24 protein-coding genes are annotated in these 21,882 nt (G+C 63.2%); 9 read left to right on the plus strand and 15 right to left on the minus strand.

All coding sequences use genetic code 11. From position 1 onward, the window contains the following. Positions 1–107: 107 nt before the first annotated feature. The 3 genes from V1471_RS02825 to V1471_RS02835 all read right to left on the minus strand — a co-directional run bounded on the left by V1471_RS02825 (position 108) and on the right by V1471_RS02835 (position 2,431). Entirely contained in the window at positions 108–1,016 is a 909-nt protein-coding gene (locus V1471_RS02825) for a DMT family transporter (RefSeq protein WP_434286788.1), read from the minus strand. Between the two features lie 93 nt (positions 1,017–1,109). Next, entirely contained in the window at positions 1,110–1,520 is a 411-nt protein-coding gene (locus tag V1471_RS02830) for a Fur family transcriptional regulator (protein WP_434286789.1), read from the minus strand. Positions 1,521–1,609: 89 nt separating this feature from the next. Beyond that, positions 1,610–2,431: an oxidoreductase gene (locus V1471_RS02835; RefSeq protein ID WP_434286790.1), complete on the minus strand. Its 822-nt coding sequence runs from the start codon at positions 2,429–2,431 to the stop codon at positions 1,610–1,612. 122 nt (positions 2,432–2,553) lie between these two features. On the opposite strand from V1471_RS02835, the gene V1471_RS02840 reads away from it, so the two are divergent. Continuing rightward, positions 2,554–3,189, plus strand: coding sequence for a TetR/AcrR family transcriptional regulator (locus V1471_RS02840; protein ID WP_434286791.1), 636 nt, complete (start codon positions 2,554–2,556; stop codon positions 3,187–3,189). A 370-nt stretch (positions 3,190–3,559) separates the two neighbouring features. On the opposite strand, the gene V1471_RS02845 is transcribed toward V1471_RS02840, so the two are convergent. The 3 genes from V1471_RS02845 to V1471_RS02855 all read right to left on the minus strand — a co-directional run bounded on the left by V1471_RS02845 (position 3,560) and on the right by V1471_RS02855 (position 6,443). Continuing rightward, positions 3,560–4,405, minus strand: coding sequence for a PhzF family phenazine biosynthesis protein (locus V1471_RS02845; protein WP_434286792.1), 846 nt, complete (start codon positions 4,403–4,405; stop codon positions 3,560–3,562). Further along, positions 4,402–5,670 carry a cation:proton antiporter gene (locus tag V1471_RS02850; RefSeq protein ID WP_434286793.1) on the minus strand — a complete coding sequence of 423 codons (1,269 nt, stop codon included), beginning with the start codon at positions 5,668–5,670 and terminating at the stop codon, positions 4,402–4,404. The genes V1471_RS02845 and V1471_RS02850 overlap by 4 nt, the downstream gene beginning before the upstream one ends. An 80-nt stretch (positions 5,671–5,750) precedes the next feature. Next, positions 5,751–6,443 carry an endonuclease/exonuclease/phosphatase family protein gene (locus tag V1471_RS02855; protein WP_434286794.1) on the minus strand — a complete coding sequence of 231 codons (693 nt, stop codon included), beginning with the start codon at positions 6,441–6,443 and terminating at the stop codon, positions 5,751–5,753. 104 nt (positions 6,444–6,547) lie between these two features. Here V1471_RS02855 and V1471_RS02860 point away from each other — a divergent pair, with 104 nt between their 5' ends. Continuing rightward, positions 6,548–7,162 (plus strand): hypothetical protein, encoded by a 615-nt coding sequence (locus tag V1471_RS02860; protein WP_434286795.1) that lies wholly within the window; start codon positions 6,548–6,550, stop codon positions 7,160–7,162. A gap of 17 nt (positions 7,163–7,179) precedes the next feature. After that, the gene (locus V1471_RS02865; protein ID WP_434286796.1) at positions 7,180–7,743 is read left to right on the plus strand and encodes a putative glycolipid-binding domain-containing protein; all 564 of its coding nucleotides are present in this window, start codon (positions 7,180–7,182) and stop codon (positions 7,741–7,743) included. 3 nt (positions 7,744–7,746) lie between these two features. On the opposite strand, the gene V1471_RS02870 is transcribed toward V1471_RS02865, so the two are convergent. The 3 genes from V1471_RS02870 to V1471_RS02880 all read right to left on the minus strand — a co-directional run bounded on the left by V1471_RS02870 (position 7,747) and on the right by V1471_RS02880 (position 10,718). Beyond that, positions 7,747–9,147 (minus strand): protein adenylyltransferase SelO, encoded by a 1,401-nt coding sequence (locus V1471_RS02870; protein WP_434286797.1) that lies wholly within the window; start codon positions 9,145–9,147, stop codon positions 7,747–7,749. A gap of 46 nt (positions 9,148–9,193) precedes the next feature. Further along, on the minus strand, positions 9,194–10,144 hold the full coding sequence (locus V1471_RS02875) for a nucleoside hydrolase (RefSeq protein ID WP_434286798.1): 951 nt from the start codon (positions 10,142–10,144) through the stop codon (positions 9,194–9,196). A 73-nt stretch (positions 10,145–10,217) separates the two neighbouring features. Then, the gene (locus tag V1471_RS02880) at positions 10,218–10,718 is read right to left on the minus strand and encodes a hypothetical protein (protein WP_434286799.1); all 501 of its coding nucleotides are present in this window, start codon (positions 10,716–10,718) and stop codon (positions 10,218–10,220) included. Between the two features lie 140 nt (positions 10,719–10,858). On the opposite strand from V1471_RS02880, the gene V1471_RS02885 reads away from it, so the two are divergent. Then, the gene (locus tag V1471_RS02885; RefSeq protein ID WP_434286800.1) at positions 10,859–11,269 is read left to right on the plus strand and encodes a SufE family protein; all 411 of its coding nucleotides are present in this window, start codon (positions 10,859–10,861) and stop codon (positions 11,267–11,269) included. Positions 11,270–11,344: 75 nt separating this feature from the next. On the opposite strand, the gene V1471_RS02890 is transcribed toward V1471_RS02885, so the two are convergent. Both V1471_RS02890 and V1471_RS02895 read right to left on the minus strand, forming a co-directional pair. Continuing rightward, entirely contained in the window at positions 11,345–11,995 is a 651-nt protein-coding gene (locus tag V1471_RS02890) for a DUF1638 domain-containing protein (RefSeq protein WP_434286801.1), read from the minus strand. Next, entirely contained in the window at positions 11,992–12,684 is a 693-nt protein-coding gene (locus V1471_RS02895; RefSeq protein ID WP_434286802.1) for a corrinoid protein, read from the minus strand. The genes V1471_RS02890 and V1471_RS02895 overlap by 4 nt, the downstream gene beginning before the upstream one ends. A gap of 85 nt (positions 12,685–12,769) precedes the next feature. Here V1471_RS02895 and V1471_RS02900 point away from each other — a divergent pair, with 85 nt between their 5' ends. Continuing rightward, positions 12,770–13,873, plus strand: a complete 1,104-nt coding sequence (locus tag V1471_RS02900) for a PA0069 family radical SAM protein (protein WP_434286803.1) — start codon at positions 12,770–12,772, stop codon at positions 13,871–13,873. A gap of 19 nt (positions 13,874–13,892) precedes the next feature. Here V1471_RS02900 and bmt read toward each other — a convergent pair whose 3' ends face one another. The 3 genes from bmt to V1471_RS02915 all read right to left on the minus strand — a co-directional run bounded on the left by bmt (position 13,893) and on the right by V1471_RS02915 (position 17,786). Beyond that, positions 13,893–14,906 carry a betaine--homocysteine S-methyltransferase gene (bmt, locus tag V1471_RS02905; RefSeq protein ID WP_434286804.1) on the minus strand — a complete coding sequence of 338 codons (1,014 nt, stop codon included), beginning with the start codon at positions 14,904–14,906 and terminating at the stop codon, positions 13,893–13,895. Positions 14,907–15,078: 172 nt separating this feature from the next. Then, positions 15,079–17,103: a phosphatidylglycerol lysyltransferase domain-containing protein gene (locus V1471_RS02910; protein ID WP_434286805.1), complete on the minus strand. Its 2,025-nt coding sequence runs from the start codon at positions 17,101–17,103 to the stop codon at positions 15,079–15,081. Positions 17,104–17,474: 371 nt separating this feature from the next. After that, positions 17,475–17,786 (minus strand): DUF1476 domain-containing protein, encoded by a 312-nt coding sequence (locus V1471_RS02915; protein ID WP_434286806.1) that lies wholly within the window; start codon positions 17,784–17,786, stop codon positions 17,475–17,477. Between the two features lie 246 nt (positions 17,787–18,032). On the opposite strand from V1471_RS02915, the gene purC reads away from it, so the two are divergent. Both purC and purS read left to right on the plus strand, forming a co-directional pair. Further along, a complete protein-coding gene (purC, locus tag V1471_RS02920; RefSeq protein WP_434286808.1) occupies positions 18,033–18,800 on the plus strand; it encodes a phosphoribosylaminoimidazolesuccinocarboxamide synthase in 768 nt (255 codons plus the stop codon). 58 nt (positions 18,801–18,858) lie between these two features. Continuing rightward, positions 18,859–19,089 carry a phosphoribosylformylglycinamidine synthase subunit PurS gene (gene purS / locus V1471_RS02925; RefSeq protein WP_434286809.1) on the plus strand — a complete coding sequence of 77 codons (231 nt, stop codon included), beginning with the start codon at positions 18,859–18,861 and terminating at the stop codon, positions 19,087–19,089. A 78-nt stretch (positions 19,090–19,167) separates the two neighbouring features. Here purS and V1471_RS02930 read toward each other — a convergent pair whose 3' ends face one another. Further along, entirely contained in the window at positions 19,168–20,187 is a 1,020-nt protein-coding gene (locus tag V1471_RS02930; protein WP_434286810.1) for an LLM class flavin-dependent oxidoreductase, read from the minus strand. A gap of 216 nt (positions 20,188–20,403) precedes the next feature. On the opposite strand from V1471_RS02930, the gene V1471_RS02935 reads away from it, so the two are divergent. Both V1471_RS02935 and V1471_RS02940 read left to right on the plus strand, forming a co-directional pair. Further along, on the plus strand, positions 20,404–20,862 hold the full coding sequence (locus tag V1471_RS02935; protein WP_434286811.1) for a DUF1203 domain-containing protein: 459 nt from the start codon (positions 20,404–20,406) through the stop codon (positions 20,860–20,862). A gap of 80 nt (positions 20,863–20,942) precedes the next feature. After that, positions 20,943–21,851, plus strand: coding sequence for a DUF1176 domain-containing protein (locus V1471_RS02940; RefSeq protein ID WP_434286812.1), 909 nt, complete (start codon positions 20,943–20,945; stop codon positions 21,849–21,851). The last annotated feature ends 31 nt before the right edge of the window (positions 21,852–21,882 follow it).

The raw sequence follows: 21,882 nt of genomic DNA on the forward strand, positions 1-21,882 counted from the left end.
TGCATGCGCTAACATTGTGCGTCTCTTTGCCTGCAAACAGACGTAAGGCCGCGACGTGCAACGGTTTTGTAACGATTGCCGGAAAATTGCCGCGGAAACGGGCGCTCTCAGAGGCGAGGGGCCTCGAGATCGGCGGCGATGGCTTCGCGATCCAGCCGCGCCCGTTTGCGTTCACGCAGGAAGCTGTAAAGCCCCGAGGCGATGATCAGTGCGGAGCCCAGGATCGTCATCAGGTCGGGACGTTCGTGGAACACCAGAACACCGCCGATCATTGTGAACACCAGACGCGAATAGCGGAAGGGGGTGACGGCAGAGGCATCGCCTAGCCGCATCCCGGCGACGATCAGCGTGTAGCCCGCAGCCCCGGCGAGAATCGCCATCAGGGTCTTGAACACAAGCGGCAGATCCGGAGAAATCGGAGCTGCGCCCGAGAGCCAGAGGTTCAGCATCGCGGCGGGGATCACGGCGAGGAAGGCCTGAAAAGAGACGACGGTCGAGGGGACGGCGGCGTCCATCACCCGGGTCATCAGGTCGCGCGTGGCGACGGCCACGACGGAGACCAGCACCCAGAGCGCTTGAGGTTCGAAACCTGACACGCCGGGACGGATGATCATCAGCACGCCGATGAAACCGACAAAAATTGCACTCCAACGCCGCCAGCCCACCTGTTCCTTCAGAAAGACCGCAGCGCCCAGCGTGACGACCAGAGGCATGGATTGGAACACCGCGCCGACGGTGGAAATCTCGACCCGCGAGAGGGCTGTGACGAAGGAGACGGAGGCGACGGCCTCGGTCGAGGCCCGAATGAGGATCAGAGGTCGCCAGTTGCGGGTGACAAACACCGGATCGCGGCGCAAGAGCGCCCAGAGCAGGAAAATCCCGGCACTCGCCACCGCAATGGCCAAAAGCACCTGTCCCACCGGCATGAAACCGGAAAGATGTTTGATGAACATGTCTTCCACGGTGAAAAACGCCATGGAGCCGATGATCATGAGGATGGCGCGCAGATTGTGCATGGGGCTGTCCTTGGAATGCGTTTCTCCGCCATGCCCTGTGCGCGGCGCTCTGGCAATTGCGCAGAGCCGCAGACGGGGGATGCGGGAAAGCGCTCAGCGCTTTTTCTTGATGCCGTAAAGCTCGAACCGGTGGCCCTTGAGCTCATAGCCGAGCTTTTCGGCGATGCGTTCCTGAAGCGCTTCGATCTCCGGGTCGAGAAATTCGATGACATGACCGGTTTCGAGATCGATCAGGTGGTCGTGATGATCGCGGTCGGCGGTCTCGTAACGCGCGCGCCCATCTCCAAACGCCAGCTTTTCGAGAATTCCGCGCTCTTCAAAGAGCTTCACCGTGCGATACACCGTGGCGAGCGAGATACGCTTGTCCTTCTCGGAGGCCCGGGCATAGAGCTCGTCGACGTCCGGGTGATCCTTGGCCTCTTCCAGCACAGAGGCAATGATCCGGCGCTGTTCGGTCAGGCGCAGGCCCTTGGCCTCGCAGCGGGAAAGGATCGTGTCAGACATGGAGGCTCCGGCGGTCGTCATCGGGCCAAAGGTAAAAAAACGGGAGGGATTGGTCCAGCCCGCATTTGTCCCCCTGTCGGTCGCGCGGTTTATTTGAGCATCGACAGCATCATCCGGTCGAACATCCGATGTGGCAGGAGGCGGCGCAAAACATAAAGAAGTTTCGAATATTTCCCGGCGCGGTAGATGGTTTTGGGTTTCACGTCCGAAATGGCTTTCGAGATCGCTGCCGAGATCACTGCGGGCGACGATCCGGGGGCCGCGCTGGCGCCCCGCAACCCGTCATAAAGAGGCTTATAGGCGCGCTCTTTTTCGTTGTGATCCAATTCCTTAGACAGAACGGCGGAGAAGCCTGTGTCGATGAAGCCGGGTGCGATCAGCACCATGTAAATGCCCTTGTCCTCGACCTCGAGGCGCATGGTGTTGGTGAAGCCTTCGACGAAGAATTTCGTACCGTGATACCAGGCGCCCAAGGGGGTGTGGATCGTGCCGCCGATGGAAGAGATGTTGACGATCCGCCCGGATTTTTGTTTGCGCATATTGGGCAGCACGAGCTGTGTCATGCGCGCGAGGCCGAGGATATTGACCTCGAGCTGATGGCGGGCGGTGTCCATCGAAATATCCTCCACCGCGCCATAGGTGGCAAAGCCCGCGTTGTTGATCAGAACGTCGATGCGGCCCTCGCTGTGGATCACCTCGTCCACCGCGTCGCACATCGAGTCGTCATCGCTCACATCGAGCGCAAGCACATGCCCGCCCGCCGCGCGGATCGGCTCCATCATCTCGATGCGGCGCGCGCAGCCGTAGACGATATGCCCCTGGTGCAACAGATCGAGCGCGGTTTGCAGCCCGATGCCGGAGGAGGCGCCGGTGATGAGAATGACTTTCGGATCGGTTTGCGGGCTGGACATCGGACGGGCTTTCTTTGACTTGTAAGGGCGGGACATGCAATAAGTGACCATTGGTCATTTAATTAATGACCGACGGTCATTTGTAAAGCGCAAAGATGCGTCGCGAGAAGGGGTTCGGATCTATGTCTTTGACAGAAAAAAAGAAAAGAGCGCGCACGAATGCGGAAAAAACTGACCGAAGGTCATTTATTCTGTCCGAAGCACGAGAGATGATCGCAGAATCGGGGTTCGACGGGGTCACCGTGTCGGGGCTTGCGAAACGTGCGGGGCTGGCCAAGGGGACGCTCTATCTCTACGTGAAAACCAAGGAAGAACTGTTTGCCCAGCTCTTTGTCGAGGCGCTCAGGGCCTATGTCACGGCGGTGACACCGGCCCTTGAGGACGACGTGGCGCTGATCGATGCCATGATGCGCGAAGCGCAGGCGGTGCCACTGTTCCTGCCGCTGATGGCGCGGTTGACCACGATCATTGAGGCGAACCTGAGCGAAGAGGCGCTGATCGCCACCAAACGTGCGGTCGGGGGCGAGGGGATGCGGTTTGCGACCGAGATGGCCGTGGCGCGAGCGATGGGCAGCACCGAGGCATTTGAGCTGGTTCGTGCGTTGTTCGTGGCGCTTCAGGGGGCAGCCCAGCTTGCCGTGCCGCGCCCGGACTGTTTCGATGAATTGCCGGAAGATGTGCGTGGGATTTACGAACAGTCCAATGCGGAAGTGGCCTTTGCCACCACCGCGCGGCTGATCCTCAAAGGGGCGCAGTGAAGGGCGTCTGAGGGCGTAAACCACCTGTCGGCAAAGCGTCGGCAAAACGTCGGACTTTTGTCGGACCCCTTGTGAGGCGCGTCGGAACCATAAGGCATGGCCCGAACCACAGCCGAGGACTGCGTCGGTTCAGGGTCATCGGGAACCTGAACGCGGAAAAGAAAAACGCGTCACTCGGGACTCCGAGACGTCGGAACGCATGAAAAAAAGTGTGTGGCCCGAAACCGGAATGCGGGGAGCAGGGGGCCGACATAGAGCCGGGAGGAAGAGCTGGGCAGGGCCGTCGCGGGCACCGGGATGGGCGGTGAGCCCGCGATACGGTTGAGGAGCACGGCGGCCAGAGAGCTTCGGGATGGCGCGTAGGATCGCCTCAGAACACCAGTGCCCCTTCCATCATCCGAATGGCCTGCCCGCCGATGGTGACGCTCGCGGCATCTACGGAAACGGTGATGCGCGAGGGGCGGCCCATGTCGTCGCCCTGATGGACCACGAAGGACAAATCCTCTCCCGTCGCCTCAAACAGCAACCGCCCAAGTGCCGCCGCCGCCGATCCGGTGGCGGGGTCCTCGGGAATGTCGTCGAGCGGTGCGAAGATGCGCATGTGGATCGTGTCGCCGTCTGTCTCGTCCGCGCGCCAATAGGCCACTTGCGCGAAATCGAGCCCCATCGGGTAGCGGGCATGACCGTCGCGGAAGGTTGCGACATCGGTGGCGATGCGGGCAAGTGCCTCGCGGGAGGTCAGTTCCGTGAAGGTGAAGGCCAGCCCCATGCCGGCCATGACCGGCGGAGTTTTGAGATCGGTCTCGGTGAGTCCCAGCGCTTTTGCGATCAGCGACGGCTCGGGATGGGCGACGGTTTCAAGCGGCTGACGGGCGGTGAACTGCGCGCTGCCGTTTTCGGCCACGGCCGTGATCAGACCAACTTTCAACTCAAGCCGCAGATCGGGGCCATGGCCCAACTCGGAGAGGGCCACCGCCGCGCCGATGGTCGGATGACCGGCAAAGGGCACTTCCATCGTGGGCGTAAAAATCCGGAGACGCGCGGTGTTGGCCGAATCTTCCGGCGGATAAAGGAAGACGGTTTCGGAATAGTTGAACTCGCGGGCGATCTTTTGAAGCTGGTCTTCCGGGAGAGAGGCGGCCTCCGGCACCACGGCCAGAGGATTGCCGCCAAACGGTCGGTCGGTGAAGACGTCATAGGTCAGATAGCGGGTCAAATCTTAAGCTCCGGTTCACGGCCCACACGTTTCGCCAGAGGCGCGACGGTCAGGCCTTGTACGATGATCGAGAACACGACGATGACATAGGTCGCGGCGAGGATGACGGGTTTCCATTCGCTGTCGGGCAGCGACAGGGCGAGAGCGACCGAGATGCCGCCCTTGAGCCCGCCCCATGTCATGATCGGCACGGCACCGCGCGAAAACGGCGAGACGTTGTGCAGGATCACGGCAGGGACGACGACGGAGATGAGCCGGGCGACGAGCGCCAACACGATGGCGAAAGCGGCGGCCTTGATGGTGACCATGTCGAAGACGACGGCGAAGACCTCGAAGCCGATCATCAGGAAGAGGACGGCGTTGAGGATCTCGTCGACCATGGTCCAGAAGGCGGCGACATATTTGCGCGTCTCCTCCGACATGCCGTATTTCGTGCCGACATCGCCAATGAGAAGCCCGGCGCAAACCGCCATGATCGGGGCGGAGACGCCCAGGGCCACGGCCAGCTCATAGCCACCGAAGGCGAGCCCCAGCGTGATCAGCACTTCGAGGGAATAATCGTCAATGAGGCGCATGACGCGGAAGGTGAGCCAGCCGAGGACGAGGCCCAGAACCGCGCCGCCGACGGCTTCGCGGAAGAACAGCTTGCCGACCATGAGCGCCATGTTCTCCTCTTCGCCGGTGCCGCCATGGCCGGTGGTTGCGCCGAACGCCAGCCCCACGAGGATCAGGTAGACGACATAGCCGACGCCATCGTTGAAAAGGCTTTCGCCCGCGATCTTGGTCTCAAGGCTTTTCGGCAGGTTCGCGTCCTTCAGGACGCCCAGAACCGCCACCGGATCGGTCGGCGAGATCAGCGCGCCAAAGGTGAGCGCGATCAGAAGCGGCATGCCGGTGAGCCAGGAAAAGCCAATGCCGACGACGGCGGTCGAGAGCGCCACACCGAGGGTCGCCATCAGGATGACGGGGAGCCACTGGTCCTTGAGGTCTTCGAGTTTGACATGCAGCGCGCCCGCGAAGAGCAAGAGGCCGAGCATGCCTTCCAGAAGCGTGTCGGTGAAATCGAATTCCTGCACCGTGGCGCGGATTTCCTCTTCGAACACGGTGGCGGGGAAGAGAAGGTCCACGCCGATGATCGCGAGAGAGGTGACGAGGGAGACGACGAGAATGCCGATGGTGCTGGGCAGGCGCAGGAACAGGTAGTTGATCGCGCCGAAGGCCCCGGCGAGGACGATCAGGAGAGAGGCGAGTTGCAAAACGGTCATGACAAAGGCTCACGGGAGGACAGACCTGTCCTGTGTAGCACTCTGATCTGTCGGGAAAAGGGGAGTTTGGGCGGCGGGTCTCAGGACGGAAGCCGCAGGTCGGCCCAGACCGGCAGATGATCGGAGGCGCGCTGCGACAGCACGGTTTGCACGACGCCCGCGTCGCGCATCTCGATCCGGTCGGAAAACGCGATGCGGTCGAGCGCGGCCATCGGGCGGTTGGCGTGGAAGGAGCGACCCGGCGCGGTGATCTCGAAGGCGTCCTTCAGCGGATCGAGCCCCTGTGTCTGCGACCATTCGTTGAAATCGCCGAGGATGACGGTCGGGCGCGGATCGAGGGTCGCGAGACGGGCGCGGATGGCGTGAAGCTGCTTTTGCCGCGAGCTGCGCAGGAGCCCCAGATGCACGCCCACGACGCGCAGATCCGGCAGATCGACGGCCACCGCCCCGCGCGGCTCGAGACCCGGCAGCTCGAGACGATGCACGGCCTCGACCGTGGCGGTTTTGCGCACGAGGATGGCGTTGCCGTGCCAGCCGACGGAGACGGGCGAGGTGTTGACGGGCAGGGCGATGAAATCGGTGTGGCTTTCGATCATCCGCGCGGGCAGGGCGGCGGGGCGCGGGCCGAGGCGCATGTCGGCCTCTTGCAACGCCACCACATCCGCGCCGATGCCGTTGATCACGTCGAGAATGCGACCGGGCGCACGCCGACCGTCGGTGCCGCGACATTTGCGCAGATTGTAGGAGGCGAGCCTCAGAGCATGTGTTTCCACTTTCGGGGTCATGTGTCTAAGATAGGAAGCCTAAGCCGCCGTTTCATCAGGACCAGAGGCCCATGCGTCAGATATTTCAGAGATTCCGTCGGGAACCGATTGTCATGCGGCTGGTGTGGCTGGCGCTTTTGTCGGAATTCGTGGTCTCCTTGGTGACCGGGCCCTATTCGACGGCTTTCATCGCGCTGGGCACGTTTGGGCTGACGCTTTTGCCGATGGCCTTTGCGCGACGGTTTCAGATTTATATCCCGCGCAGCTTCATGGCCGGGATCGTGCTGTTCCTCTTTGCGACGCTGTTTCTCGGCGAGGTCGACGATTTCTACTATCGCTACTGGTGGTGGGATGTGGTGCTGCACGGCGGCTCGGCGCTGGGCTTCGGGCTTGTCGGGTTTGTCGCGATCTTCATGCTGTTCCAGGGCGACCGCTATGCGGCCCCCCCTTGGGCGATGGGGCTGTTCGCGTTTTGCTTTGCCATGTCGATCGGGGCGCTCTGGGAGATTTTCGAATATTCCATGGATGAGATATTCGGCACCAATATGCAGAAATCCGGGCTTCAGGACACGATGTGGGACTTGATTGTCGACGCAGGGGGAGGTTTGATCGGAGCGCTGTCCGGTGTCATTTATCTCAAACGCGACCGGGGGGCGCCTTTTGCCGGGCTGATCCGGGATTTTATCCAACGCAACGGAAAGTTCTTTGCCAAGTATCGGGACAAGTAAGTCCAAGGGAGGTCCTCATGTCTGTACGGATCGCGGTTCGGTGGAACGCTTGGGAGGCGGAGGGTGCGGAGCATTGTCATGTCTCGATTGGCCCGGACGGGGCGGTGCTCACGGCGGCGCTGAGCGGCGGGCAGTCCCCGGCCTATGCGGTGCAATACCGGGTCGTGACCGATGCGGCGTTTCACACCCGTGAGGTTTGGGTCAAATCTGTCGGCGGGTCTGAGTTGCATGTGACGAGCGATGGGGCAGGGCATTGGCACGATGTGGCGCGCGATGCGGCGCTGCCGGCGCTCGAAGGCTGTCTCGATGTCGACATCGCGGTGACACCGGCGACGAACATGCTGCCGATCCGGCGGCTCGGGCTTGCCGCAGGGGAGAGCCGGGAGATCGAGGTGGCCTATGTGCCGCCGCCGGGAGAGGGCGTCGGGCTGTTCCTGCCGCGCAAGGTGGCGCAACGCTACACCTGCCTCGGACCGGACCGGTATCTCTACGAAGGGCTCTCCAGCGGGTTTGCCGCCGAGATCGAGGTCGATGAACACGGGCTGGTGCGCGACTATCCCGGCGTGTTTCGCCGGGCGTGACGCTCAGGTGCCGCAGAAGGTCATGTGCACCATCTGATCCTCGCGCGGCGGCAGTCCCAGATCGCGATCCGCCCCGGCAAGATCGAACGGGTGCGAGAGAACTTCCGCCAAACGCGTCGCCTTGCTGTCGTCGCCTTCGAGCGCGGCCTGAATCGCCTCTTCGATGCGGTGATTGCGCGGGATGACGGCGGGGTTGGCCCCGGCGACGATCTCCTGCCACGCGGGGGCGCGGCGCTCCGCCCAGCGTGCGGACCAGTGGTCGAACGCCTCCCGGTCCAGCAGCCAGTCGCGCGCGGAATCGTCGAGCAAGCCGCGCAAGGTATTGGTGAAATCCGCCCCGTCCTTGGCCATCAGCCCGAGCAGATCCTGAATCAGCGCAACGTCATCCTCTTCGGCATCGGCAATGCCGAGCTTGGCCCCGAAGACCTTGCGCCATTCCGCCTGATAGAGCGCGGGGAAGCTGTTCAAAACCTCGGTCAGCGCATCGATCGCCTGTTGCTGCCCGCCAAGCTCGTCTTCGAGCTGCGGCACGAAACAGGAGCCCAATTGTGCGAGGTTCCAATGCGCCATGCTCGGCTGTTGCTCATAGGCATAGCGCCCATGAGTGTCGATGGAACTGTAGACCGCTTTCGGGCTGTAGCCGTCGATGAAGGCGCAGGGGCCGAAGTCGATGGTTTCGCCGGAGACGGCCATATTGTCGGTGTTCATCACGCCGTGGACAAAGCCGAGGCCCATCCATTTCGCAATGAGCCGGGCCTGTGCGTGCACCGCCTCCTGATAGAATTCGAGCGTATTCGTGGCCTGCGGGAAATGTCGGGCGCGGGCGTGATCGGTCAGAAGGCGGACCGCCTCATAATCTTCGCGGGCGGTGAAATACTGAAACGTGCCGACGCGGATGTGCGAGGCCGCAACGCGCACCAGAATGCCGCCGGGATAGGCGCGCTCGCGCTGAACCCGCCCGCCGGTTCTGACGGCGGCCAAGGCGCGGGTGGTGGGAACGCCCACGGCATGCATGAATTCGCTGACGATATACTCGCGCAGCACCGGTCCGATCCACGCCCGGCCATCGCCATTGCGGGAATAGGGCGTGCGGCCCGCGCCTTTGAGATGGATGTCGAACCGCCCCTTGTCCGTGACCACCTCGCCCAGCATCACGGCGCGGCCGTCGCCAAGCTGCGGCGACCAGTTGCCGAACTGATGCCCGCCGTAAACCTGCGCAATCGGATCGGCACCGTCGGGAATGACATTGCCCGCGCAAATCTCCGCATCCCAATCGGCGACGCCCAGCTCAGCGGCCAGAGGCGCGTTCCAAAGCACCATTTCGGGCGCAGGCGCGCGTTCCGGCGCGATGCGGGTGAAGAAACGGTCGGGCAGGCGGGCGTAGGAATTGTCGAATTGGGTCATGGGGCTTATCTAGTCCGTTTCCTTTGCTGTCCAAATACTCGGCAGGTCAGGCCAAACGTCGCACCCTCTCGGTCAGAAGCGCAAAGAAGCCTTCGGCATCGGCCTCATTCATGAACATCGCATTTGCGGGCCGGTCGGTGACACCCCACCAGTCGGCGACGGTCATGCCGCGGGTCAGATCGGATTGGGTTTCGATCTCGACATTGATGAAGCGGCCGGAGAACAGTTCGGGGCGGATCAGCCAGGCGATCACGGTCGGATCGTGCAGCGGGCCACCTTCGGAGCCGTATTTTTCGATGTCGAAGCGCTCGAAGAAATCGAGCCAGCCCGCGACCACATCGCCGAGATGGTTGCCGAAGTCCTTGAAGACCTGCAAACGCGGTGCGGTGACCAGCACCTTATGCGTCACGTCCAAGGGCATGACGGTCAGTTTGACGCCGGAGTTGAACACGATTTCGGCGGCTTCCGGGTCGACATAGATGTTGAATTCGGCGGCGGGGGTGATGTTGCCCACTTCGAAATAGGCCCCGCCCATGAGCACCACCTCCTGCACACGCGCGACGATGTCGGGGGCTTTCTCAAACGCGGTCGCGATGTTGGTGAGCGGCCCCATGGGGCAGAGCGTCACCGTGCCCGCCGGTTCGCTGCGCAGCGTTTCGATGATGAAATCGACGCCGTGCTGGGCCTGCAACGGCATGGTCGGGGCGGGCAGTTCGATGCCATCGAGCCCGGTCTTGCCATGGACATGTTCGGCGGTCACGAGCGTATGTGCGAGGGGGCGGTCACAGCCCGCGAAGATCTTGACGTCGGGCCGCCCGGCGACTTCGCAGATCTTGCGGGCGTTTTCCGAGGTCCGCGCAATCGGCACGTTTCCGGCGACGGCGGTGATGCCCAGAAGGTCGATCTCTTCGGGCGAGCCGAGCGCCAGAAGGATCGCCATGGCGTCGTCCTGACCGGGATCGGTGTCGATGATGATCTTGCGGGGAAATCCGGACATGCGCGCGCCTCACTTTTGATTTGAGGCCAAGATGGTCCGGGTTTCCGCGTTTGTCAAAGCGGTTCGGGGGCGATCAGCGGCGCACCTGACGTGCGCCGTCCGCACCCTTGACGATGATGGTGTGGATGCCTGCGATGGCGTCAAAGGAAAGCGAGCGCGCGGCGGTGATCCTGCGCTGGGCGCTTGTGCCGGCGGGGGCGGCGCCTTCGGGGGCGCGCAGGCGGAATTCGAGCACCAGCGTGTCGGCGCGCTCCGAGGCCACGGGGACGAGCTCGGCGTCGAAATAGCCGGTGGAGGGCAGGGCGGCGGTGGCGGTCACGATGGCGCCGGAGGCGGATTGCACGACCTGAACGTCGCTGATCGTGGGGGCGAGCGGCCGGGTGTCGACGAAGACCGGATAGCCTTTCTTCGGGGCGAGGGATTTGATCGTCACGACCTGCTGGCCGTTCGCATCGACCGCGACGGGTTCGGATTTTCCGAACCAGTTGAGCGGGTTGAACCGCGACTCTTTCACTGAGGCGCAGCCCGCCAGAAGCGACAGAACCAGCCCTGAAATGATCACCTGACGCCGCATCGGCCTCTCCCTTTCACGTCCACGTCCAAAGGGCTACCCGAAAAGCGGCAGGTTGAAAAGGGCGGGTTGCTGTGCTGGACCTTTTCCGGGCGAACGCGTAAGGATTTGCGGGACGACAGGAGCGGTTCAAGGAGTGGATCATGGCGCGCGAAGAGTTTGAAGAGATTGTCGAAACCTTCGAGTTTCTCGACGATTGGGAAGACCGCTATCGCCATGTGATCGAGATGGGCAAGGCGTTTCCGCCGCTGGACGATGCCTTCAAAGTGCCTGCGACCAAGGTCGAGGGCTGTGCCTCTCAGGTGTGGTTGGTGCCGACCATCGAGGATGGCAAGTTCGAGTTTCAGGGCGCGTCGGATGCGATGATCGTGCAGGGGCTGATCGCGATCCTGCATGAGCTTTTTGCCGGGTTGACGGTCAAGGAGGTTCTGGCGACGGACGCCCATGCGGAACTGGCGCGGCTCGGGCTTGACGAGCATCTGTCTTCGCAGCGCTCGAACGGCTTGCGGGCGATGGTGCAACGCATCATGGAGACGGCGGAGCGAGCGGTCTGAGCCAAAGGCGGAGAGCGACCCTGACGCCGTTTTCGAGTATTTTTCAGCAAAGGAAACGCCGGGTTCGGGACGTCGTCAGGTGCGCAGGAAGCGGTCCAGATCGCCATAGCCGGTGAAGCGGCGCTCAAGCGGCAATTCGAGGCGGGCGGCGCAGTTTTTGGCGATTTCGGTGAGGGCCGGATCGTCGGTTTGCGCCAGATAGACGAGTTTCTCGTAATTGCCGAAATAGGCGTGAAGCAGGTCAGGGTAGCGGTCGAGGCCCAAGGGTTTCCAGACGAAGGCGTCGAACTGGCGGGCGAGGAAATCGGTGAGGTAATAGGTCGTCGGTTCGTCGCGGTCGGGAAATTGGTCCATCCCGTCGAAAAACGCATAGCAATGCGGGGCGTCGATCATGGTGACGCTCTTTTTGTCGCACAACGCCTGTAATAGCCCGCCGGTGCCGCAATCGCCATAGGCGATGAGGATGCGGTCGTAATCCGCACGGTGTTGGTCAATCGCGCGCTCAATGGCTGCGGGGATTTTCGACGGGTCGTTGTGCAGGATGGCGGGCAGGCAGGTCAGCGTCAGGTGATCAAGGCCGTTGAGCCGGATGATCGCCAAGACCTCACGCGCCAGCGCGCCACAGGCGATGACGAGGGTCTTGCCTGTGCCGGTTTGCGCGAGGCCCTGATCGCGCAGGTTTGCATCCGTTAGGGCCTCATCGCTTATCCGGGAGATGTCGCTCACAACTGGTTGTGCCGCGCGTGCACGAGTTTTTTCGCGGTCTCGACGGCAATCGCCGCATCGTCGCAATAGGCGTCCGCGCCGATGGCCCGACCGAATTCCTCGTTCAAAGGCGCGCCGCCGCAGAGCACGATGTATTTGTCGCGCAGGCCCTTTTCATGAAGCGATTCAATCACGGTTTTCATATAGGGCATGGTCGTGGTCAAAAGCGCCGACATGCCGATGATGTCCGCGCCCTCGCGCTCGGCGGTGCCGATGTAGTTTTCGGCCTCGGTGTTGATGCCCAGATCGATGATTTCGAAACCCGCGCCCTCCATCATCATCGCCACAAGGTTTTTGCCGATGTCGTGGATGTCGCCCTTGACCGTGCCGATCACCATCTTGCCCATCTTCGGTGCGCCGGTTTCGACCAGAAGCGGCTTCAGGATCGACATGCCGCCCTTCATCGCCTGCGCCGCGCGCAGCACTTCGGGGACGAAGAGGATACCATCGCGGAAATCGTCGCCGACGATGGCCATGCCGGGCACCAAAGCCTTGGTCAGGATGTCATAGGGCGTCCATTTGCGGTCGAGCAAGATGGTGACGCCTTCCTCGATCTCTTCCTTGAGACCGTCGTAGAGGTCGTCCATCATCTGTTCGGTCAGCTCGCCGTCATCGAGTTCGGAGAGGATCAGATCGTCTTCATCAGACATGGGCGTTTCCTTTCGTCTGGAAATTCGGGCCGGTCGCGTTCAGGCGCTCTTGGCAAATGTTCTCATTTTGTTCTAGTGTCGCGGCATGAGCCACGAATCCACGTTTTTCTTTTCCGACACGCTCCCGCTCGGCCTTGTGCCGAAAGCGCGGGGGGCGGGGTCGAATGCCTCCGGCCGGTTCGAACGGCTGGCGCGCGAGACCTTTCTCGACGGCTGGGACGCGGAGGTCGAGGCGAAGACTTTGGGCACCACCACGGTGGACGAGCGCCCGAAAAAGATCATCACCCGCAACGACAGTCCCGACATTCCGTTCGACCGCTCGATCAACCCCTACCGGGGCTGTGAGCATGGCTGTTCCTACTGTTTCGCGCGGCCCTCGCATGCCTATCTCGGCCTCTCTGCCGGTCTCGATTTCGAAACCCGGCTGACGCGGAAGATCGGCGCGGCGGAGGTTCTGGCGCGGGAACTCTCGGCCAAGGGATATGATGTGGCGCCCATCGCGATGGGCACGAACACCGATCCCTATCAGCCCATTGAGGCGCGCGACCGGATCATGCGCGGCATTCTGGAGGTGCTGCGCGATCACAATCACCCGCTGACGATCACCACCAAGGGCACGCTCATTGAGCGCGACATCGACATTCTGGCCCCCATGGCCCGCAAAGGGTTGGTGCAGGTGGGAATTTCGATCACCACGCTGGGCTCGCGCCTGTCGCGGCAGATGGAACCCCGCGCACCCGTGCCCGCGCGACGGCTGAAGACCATCCGGGCTTTGAGCGATGCGGGCATACCGACCCATGTCATGGCCGCCCCGATGATCCCGGCGCTGACCGATCACGAGCTGGAGGCGATCCTGACGGCGGCGGCGGCACATGGTGCGCGCTCGGCGGCCTTTATCATGCTGCGGCTGCCTTTGGAGGTCGCGCCCCTGTTCGAGGAGTGGCTTGAGACCCATGTGCCGGATCGCGCCAAACGGGTGATGAACCGGGTGCGCGAGCTCAGAGGCGGCAAGCTCAACGATCCGCGCTTCGGCAAGCGGATGAAGGGGGAGGGCGAATGGGCGGAGCTGATGGCCAAACGTTTCGAGATCGCGCTCACCCGCACCGGGCTTGCGCGAAAGGGGCCGGGTCTCAGGACCGACCTCTTTGCCGTGCCGCCGAAACCGGGCGACCAGCTCTCTCTGTTTTGACCGCAGACCCGACATGATTTCAGCGGCGACGACGCCCGGAGCGTTCGCGTTTCGCCGGGCCCTTGTCGTCGGTGCCGTCCGAGGCGGAGGAGAAGCCGCCGAGTTTTTCGGCGATCTCTTCGAGTGTCGGGCGCGGCCCGCGCGGGCGGGTTTCCAGCGCTTCCTTCATGGCCTTGAGATGCTCGGGCGTGGTGCCGCAGCAGCCGCCGATGATGCGGGCTCCGGCGTCGCGCGCCATGACGGCATATTCGGCCATAAGCTCCGGCGTGCCGTCGTAATGAATGTGGCCGTCGACATAACGGGGGATGCCGGCGTTGCCCTTGGCGATAATGGGCCGGTCATGGCCCTGTGCGGAAAAGCCCAGAACGGTGCGCAGCAGGTCCGACGAGCCGACGCCGCAGTTCGCGCCGTAAGCAATCGGCGGGGTCGGCAGCTTCTCGACCATGTTCGACAGTTCGGTCGAGGTGACGCCCATCATGGTGCGGCCCGCCGTGTCGAAACTCATGGTGCCGATCCACGGCAGCTCCGCCTTGGCGGCACCTTCGGCGGCGGCCTTGTATTCGTCGGGCGAGGAAATGGTTTCGATCCAGGCGATGTCGGCGCCGCCCGCCTTGAGACCCTTGGCCTGCTCATAGAACATCTCGACGGCGCGCTCGTAGGAGAGCGGCCCCATCGGCTCCATGATCTCGCCGGTCGGGCCCATGGAACCCGCGACGATCACCGGACGGCCCGCGGCATCGGCGACCTTGCGACCGATCTCGGCGGCGGCCTTGTTCAACTCGAACACGCGGTCCTCGGCACCGTGCAGTTTCAGGCGCGAGGCGGTGCCGCCAAAGGAGTTGGTGAGGAAGATGTCGGAGCCCGCATCGACCGCGCCCTGATAGAGCTTTTCGATGTTCTCCGGCTTGTCGACGTTCCAAAGCTCCGGCGCGTCGCCCGAGGACAGGCCCATGTTGAACAGCGTCGTGCCCGTCGCGCCATCGGCCATCAGCCAGTCGCGAGTCTCGAGAAGTTTGGTCAGGGCGTCGGTCATGAGGCCTCCGGAGGTTTGCGGCACGAGGGTGCGCGCGGGGTCAAAAGGGGATCGCCCGGACGGGAGACCGCCGGGCGTTTGGGCTGATGTGCCACGTCTGGCCCGATTTATCAAATTCAATCAGGTCATAAAGATCATGAGGCAGGGCACACATTGGCGTTCGGGGCCTGACTCAGCGGTGGCGGCCGGGGAACAGGCGCGAGAGGCGCAGGGTGCTGTGGGTGGCGAAACGGGCGGCCTTCATCGGGTTGCCGGTGGGCTTCGGCGGCGGCGCAGTGACCCGGCGCAGCACATCCATGGCGGAGACCGCCAGCGCGATGCGGGAAGGCGCGACGAGATAGAGGGTTTCCCAATGCGGCGCGAAGGCGGCTTTGAAGCGGCGCAGACCGGCGGCGCCGGAGCGGGCGAGGAATTTCGCGCGCAGACGCCGGATGAGCGGATCGCTGTCCTCGCCCTGCCAAGGCACGGCAGCCAGAGACAGGCGCGGCACGCCCTGCGCCCGGGCGCTCTCGATAGCGGCGGCGATCAGGAGCTGGATCGTGCCATCGGGGGCGGCGGGGCCGAAGCGCATGAGATCGAGGGTCATCTCGCTGCGGCTTTCGTGGAAGCTGACGAAGGCCACGAGATTGCTGCCCTGCCAGGCGAGGAAGACGCGTTGGCACGAGATGTAATCGCGATCGTATGTGCCCATGGAAAAGCCGCGCTCACGACCGCGCAACTGGAGCCATTCGGCGGCGACGCGGTCCATCTGATCGAGCGGCAGGTGGTGATGGCTGGCCTCTGTGGTGCGGATGCCCGCCTCTTCGGCTTTGCGCAGAATGCGGCGGAGCTGGCGGTATTTCGAGCCGTCGAGGGAGAATTCAGAGGGGCGCAGCCAGGCCTCTTCCGCGGTGGGGAGCGCGCGCCAGCCGGCGGCGCGGGCGGAGGCGGCCATGCGTGCACCGCATTTGTAGATCGCGGGCATGCGGTAGCGACGGGCGGCGGCGCGGGCCAGCGCCTCGCGCGTGGCGGAGGGGCAGGCGCGGGCGGCGAGCGGGTCGGAGAGCATGACGAGCGATTGCCCGATGGGCGCGGCAAGGCCGAGGCCGGTGCCGTCGCTGGCGGTCAGAAGCGAGAAGTCGCGGGTTCTGAGCAACCCGGCCTCGGCGCGCGGCGCGGCAAAGATCTGGACTTCGAGCTGGGGGGAGAGGAAGGGCTTGGGGTCGGTTTTGACCAGTTTCGGTTCTTGCGCCAGATTGCTTTGGCGCGGCCCGCGCAGGATGACGAGCGCGGAGATCGACGCCGGAATGACGTAATAGACCAGACGGAAGGCCACCACCGCGCCCAGAAGCGGTTCCAGCGGCACATCGGGCAGAAGCGAGGTGAGCGTCGCCTCGAACGGCCCGAGACCGCCGGGGGTGGAGGCGATGAGACCGGCGCCCAGAGAGAACAGATAGGCGGAGATTGTGTGGCCCAGAGGCAGGTGGAGATGTTCGGGCAGCAGCGCATAGAGCGCGAGACCGGCACAGATCGTATCGATGGCGGCCAGCCCGATCACGGTCGCCATGGTGCGTAGCGAGGGCCAGGGGACGCGGACGAGCGGCCGGGGCGGGTAGATCGACAGGATCGCCATGGTGGCGGCCAGAAGGATTGCGCCGGTGGCGAGCGTCTTGATCCAGGGCAGTTCCGGTTGAAAGAACATCAGGGCGGCGGCGGCGACCACGGCCCAGCCCGCAAGGAAGGAGAGCGCCACGGCGGCGGAGAGGCGCGCGGCCTGCCAGAGCGTCAGTTCGGGGAGCATGCGCCAGCGGATCAGCGTGCCGGTGAGCGCGCCGAAGCCCAAAAATTGCGCAAGCCCGATGGCGACGATGCCGCTTTTGCGCGCGGCGCGGTCGGAGATGCCGGTGCCGAGCTGGGCGTGCAGCACGCGGTCATATTGGCCGACGGCCCAGAAACTGCCCAATGTGGCGAGGGCGGCCATGCCCCATTGCAGGGGTTCGATACCGGCGATGGTGGCGAGCACGGCGTGAATGTCGAGATGCGCGACCTTTTCCCACAGAAGCCAGCCGAAAAACAGCATGACGGCCAGCGGCAGGGCCTGTTTGCCGATGAGTTTGCGCAGGCCCGCAGGATCTGCGGGCTGCGCCTGGGCTGGCGGCGCGTCCGGAGGCTGGGGCAGGTCGAGGGCTTTCTCGATCTCGATCGGACTGTGTTGCATCGGACCCGTGCTCCTCTTCTGGGCCGTTTCGGGGTCGCAGCGGGGAGTCCCACCTACGGTCCTGTCAGGCATAAGCGCGCTTTCCCAAGATTCGATTAAAGCGGACCGCCTTGACTGTGGCGCGACCGGGCGAGGATCATGGCACAGCGGTCTGTTTTTTTGTGGTCTGTCTTCGTGCGGCAGGTTTTCTTGTGGCCTGTCCTCTGCCGGGGCCGCTGTCCTTGGGGGATGCAGGGGGCCGGAGCCGGGGGCGGGTGTCTTGAACATGTCGGAGATGTGCGGAGAAAAACAAGGGTCCGTATGGGGATACGGACCCTTGCGCCTGTCACTTTGAGGTGAGGCTTTGGTGAACGATAACTGTCGCCGGAGCGTTAGCTGGCGGTCAGTTCGGCTTTGGCTTCGGCCAGAAAACCGGCGTATTTTTCGCGCACGGTCATGGCGGTGGTGCTAGGCCCGAGATCGGCGGCCACTTTGGCGATCACGTCTTCCGGGCCGGACTCTTTGAGATCGGCGCGGATCACCTCGGCGGTGTAGGTTTCGATCTCGCTGGCGGCTTTGCCGAGTTTTTCGGCCGCCCATTGCGCGAGTTTGCGATCGGCGCGCGCCTCCAGGCGGAACTGAAGCTCGGCGTCATGCGCATATTTGCTTTCGAAGGCCGCTTCGCGTTCGTCGAAGGTGGTCATGGCAGGCTCCTCCTCTTAAACCTCTTGTTTGGAATTATGCCCTCGGAGACGGGATCGGGCAAGGATGTAGATCAATGTCCTGATGAAACGTCGGGCAGGTCCGATGCGGGGGCAGGCGGAATTTCAGGAGGAACTCTTGGCCATGAGGGGCGCGGCCACCTTGCCCCCGGCGTTGCCTTGCCCTAAAGAGCGCATCTGAAGTGGCCGGTCGTAATGATTCCCGGCCCCACTAGCTTTGGAGGCCCCATGGCGCGCCGCAAGAAAATCTACGAAGGCAAAGCGAAAACGCTCTACGAAGGTCCGGAACCGGGCACTCTGGTGCAGTATTTCAAGGATGACGCGACTGCGTTCAACGCGCAGAAACACGCGACCATCGAGGGCAAGGGCGTGTTGAACAACCGCCTCTCCGAGTTCTTCATGAACGGTCTGACCGCTCTGGGCATTCCGAACCACTTCATCAAACGCCTCAACATGCGCGAGCAGCTCATCCGCCAGTGCGAGATCGTGCCGCTGGAAGTGATCGTGCGCAACTATGCCGCGGGTTCGATGGCGAAACGTCTGGGTCTCGAGGAAGGGCTGCGTCTGCCGCGTCCGATCATCGAGTTCTCCTATAAGGACGACGCGCTGGGCGATCCTTTGGTGCCGGAAGAATATATCATCGCCTTCGGCTGGGCGAGCCAACAGGATCTCGACGACATCGTGGCGCTGGCGCTGCGGGTCAACGATTACCTGTCGGGTGTGATGTATGGCGTCGGCATCCGTCTGGTGGATTTCAAAATCGAGATCGGTCGGGTCTGGGACGGCGATTACATGCGTCTGATCGTGGCCGACGAAATCTCGCCGGACTCGTGCCGCCTGTGGGACATCGAGACCAACCAGAAGCTCGACAAGGACGTGTTCCGTCGCGACCTCGGCTCGCTGACCGATGCCTATACGGAAGTGGCGCGTCGTCTTGGCGTTCTGCCGACGAACGGCCCGATCGAAGACGTCGACTCGCCCAAGATCATCAATTGAAAGCCCCGGAAGGCGCGACCCGAATAGCGTCAAAGGGACCACTGAGAGGAACGACTTCATGAAAGCCCGCGTCTTTGTCATGCTGAAAACCGGTGTTCTGGACCCGCAGGGCGCCGCCGTGCAACACGCGCTCGGCGCGCTTGGGTTCGAGGGCGTCAACGAGGTCCGTCAGGGCAAGGTGATCGAGCTGGATCTGGCCGATGGCACCACGGAGGCGACCATCACCGAGATGTGCGACAAGCTTTTGGCGAACACGGTGATCGAGAGCTACAAGATCGAAATTCTCTGAGGGATCAGAGGATTGGAATGAGAAAGCCGCCCCGGTTGAGGGCGGCTTTTTTGTTCTGTGACCTGAGTGACGAGGCGCTTACCGCCAGCCCAGCGCCGGTGCGACCTCTTTCAGGATCGTTTCGATCACATGGACGTTGTACTCGACGCCCAGCATGTTCGGGACGGTCAGGAGAAGCGTGTCGGCTTCGGCAATCGCCTCGTCCTTCTTGAGCTGCTCGATCAGACGATCCGGCGTGTCGGCATAGCCGCGGCCGAAGATCGAGCGGGTCTGGTCGATCATGCCGATCTGGTCGCTGTCCTTGCCGCCACGACCGAAATACATCCGGTCCATGTCGTTCACGAGGGCGAAGATCGAGCGGCTCACCGAAACACGCGGGTTGCGCGTGTGCCCAGCGGCTTTCCACGCCTCGCGGTATTCGCGGATTTGCTTGGCCTGCTGGACGTGGAAGGGTTCGCCCGTCTCGTCGTCCTTCAAGGTCGAGCTTTGCAGGTTCATGCCGAGCATGGCCGCCCATTTTGCCGTGGCGTTCGAGCCGGAGCCCCACCAGATGCGGTCGATCAGCCCCTCGGAATGCGGCTCAAGACGCAGCAATCCCGGCGGGTTCGGGAACATCGGGCGCGGGTTCGGCTGGGCGAACCCCCGGCCTTCGAGCTGTTGCAAAAACACCTGAACATGGCGGCGGGCCATGTCGGAGGCGTCTTCGTCCTCGGCGGGCTGGTAGCCGAAATAGCGCCAGCCGTCGATCACCTGCTCGGGCGAACCACGGCTCAAACCAAGTTGCAACCGCCCGCCCGCGATCAGGTCGGCGGCGCCTGCGTCTTCGGCCATGTAGAGCGGGTTCTCATAGCGCATGTCGATCACGCCGGTGCCGATCTCGATTTTCGAGGTCCGAGCACCGATGGCGGCCAGAAGCGGGAAGGGGGAGGCCAGTTGGCGGGCAAAGTGGTGCACGCGGAAATAGGCGCCGTCCAAGCCAAGCTCTTCGGCGGCGACCGCGAGGTCGATGGATTGCAGCAAAGCATCGGAGGCGGTTTGCACCGCCGAGCCGCGCTCGGGGGCCCAATGGCCGAAGGAGAGGAAACCGAGGGTTTTCATGACATATCCTTTCGTCACTGCCCGGAAGGGGCAGCGTGTTGCCATCTACGTAAGAAGTCGGGGCAGGGTGGGGCAAGGGGGCGCTCTGTTTGCTCAGGCACAGGATCGGTGCGCAGGAGGGAGGCGAAGAGGAAGGGCAGGCGCTTTGCACAAGATCCGGGTCGCCGCGATGCGGGGCTTTTTCTATTTGGAAAGACAGGAAAAGGAGTTTTCGCGATGATCTTTCAAGGCCTGCCGACCCTCACCGCCCATGCGCTGCGTCTGGGCAAACCCGATGCCAATGGACAAGAGCCGGAATTCGTTCTGAACCCCTATGATGCCGCGCCCTGCCGTCATTGCCTGTGCAACATTCCCAAGGGGCATGGCATGCTGATCTGTGCGCATAGGCCTTTTGCGCAGATCAGCCCCTATGCCGAGACCGGGCCGATTTTCCTCTGTGCCGCGCATTGCGCGCCCTATCGGGGAGAGGGGCTGCCGGAGATTTTGACCACTTCGCCGGAGTACCTGATCAAGGGCTATAACATCGACGAACGCATTGTCTATGGCACCGGGCGGGTGACGCCGCAGGCGGAGATCGAGGCCTATTGCGCGGAGCTTTTGGCGCGCGACGAGATCGCCTTTGTCGACATTCGCTCGGCGCGCAACACTTGCTGGCAGGTGCGGGTGACGCGGTGAGCCGGGGGCAATGAGGCTTGCGCCACGGTCGGGAGCCTGTATCAAGGACGGGTCATTTCCCGTTGCGACAGGGTGTTCCCATGCGTTTCCGCGATCCCGCCTCCGCCTTTGTCTGTGCCCTCCTGACCACTGGCGCGGTTTTGCCCGGCTCGGCCCGCGCCGACGAGATCGCCCGGTTTCACCACAAGCAATGGCAGGCGGAATGCGGCCCGGACTATTGCACGCTTTTGCCGCGCGCCTATCCTTGGTTGGCCCTGATGCGAAGCAACCGGGGCGGGCCTTGGGTGCTGAGCGTCGAGGGTGGCATGGTGTTGGAGATGGCGCCGGAGAACGGTCATCTTGAGATTGACGACAGGCGTGTGGATTGGCCGCAGGAGGTGGAGTTTCCCTTTCCGCAGGCGTTGCTCGACGGGGCGGTGATCGAGTTTGCGCCCGAGGAGGAAGGGTTCAGCGAGGGGACGTCTCTGGCGGGGATCAAGGCCGGTGTGCTCTGGGTCGAGGAGCAGCAGGGCGGGGTGCCCCCGGCCCGGATGCTCACTTGGCGTCAACCGGATTGGGCTGCACTTGAGGTGCGGGCCCGCGAGATCACCACGGAGATGTGCGAAGACTGGGAGATGTCCAGCTATGACGACCCGGCGGGGATCAAGCATGTGGAGGGGCATCCCGAGATCAGGGTTCTGGCGCAATCCTGCTGGACGGCAGCCTATAACGTCGGCTCGAATGTCTATCTTCTGGGGCCTCTGCTCGACGGTGTGGAGCCGGTGCGCGCGGCGGGGCGTCACTTGGGAGAGGACCACTATGAATTCGGGCTTTGGGAGCTGTTGGATTATGCCGATGGCTTTGAGAGCCATTACAAGGGGCGGGGGATCGGCGATTGTTTCAGCACCGATCGGTGGCGCTTCGACGGGTTCGTCTACCGGCTTGAGCTTGGGATTGTCGATGACGACTGTGACACGAAAATCATCCCGAGGGTGGTCTGGCCGGAATAAGACGGGGCCGGGGTCCCGGTTCTTGTGTTTG

This window comes from Celeribacter sp. SCSIO 80788, assembly GCF_051054295.1.
In the GTDB taxonomy this organism is placed as follows: Bacteria; Pseudomonadota; Alphaproteobacteria; order Rhodobacterales; family Rhodobacteraceae; genus Celeribacter.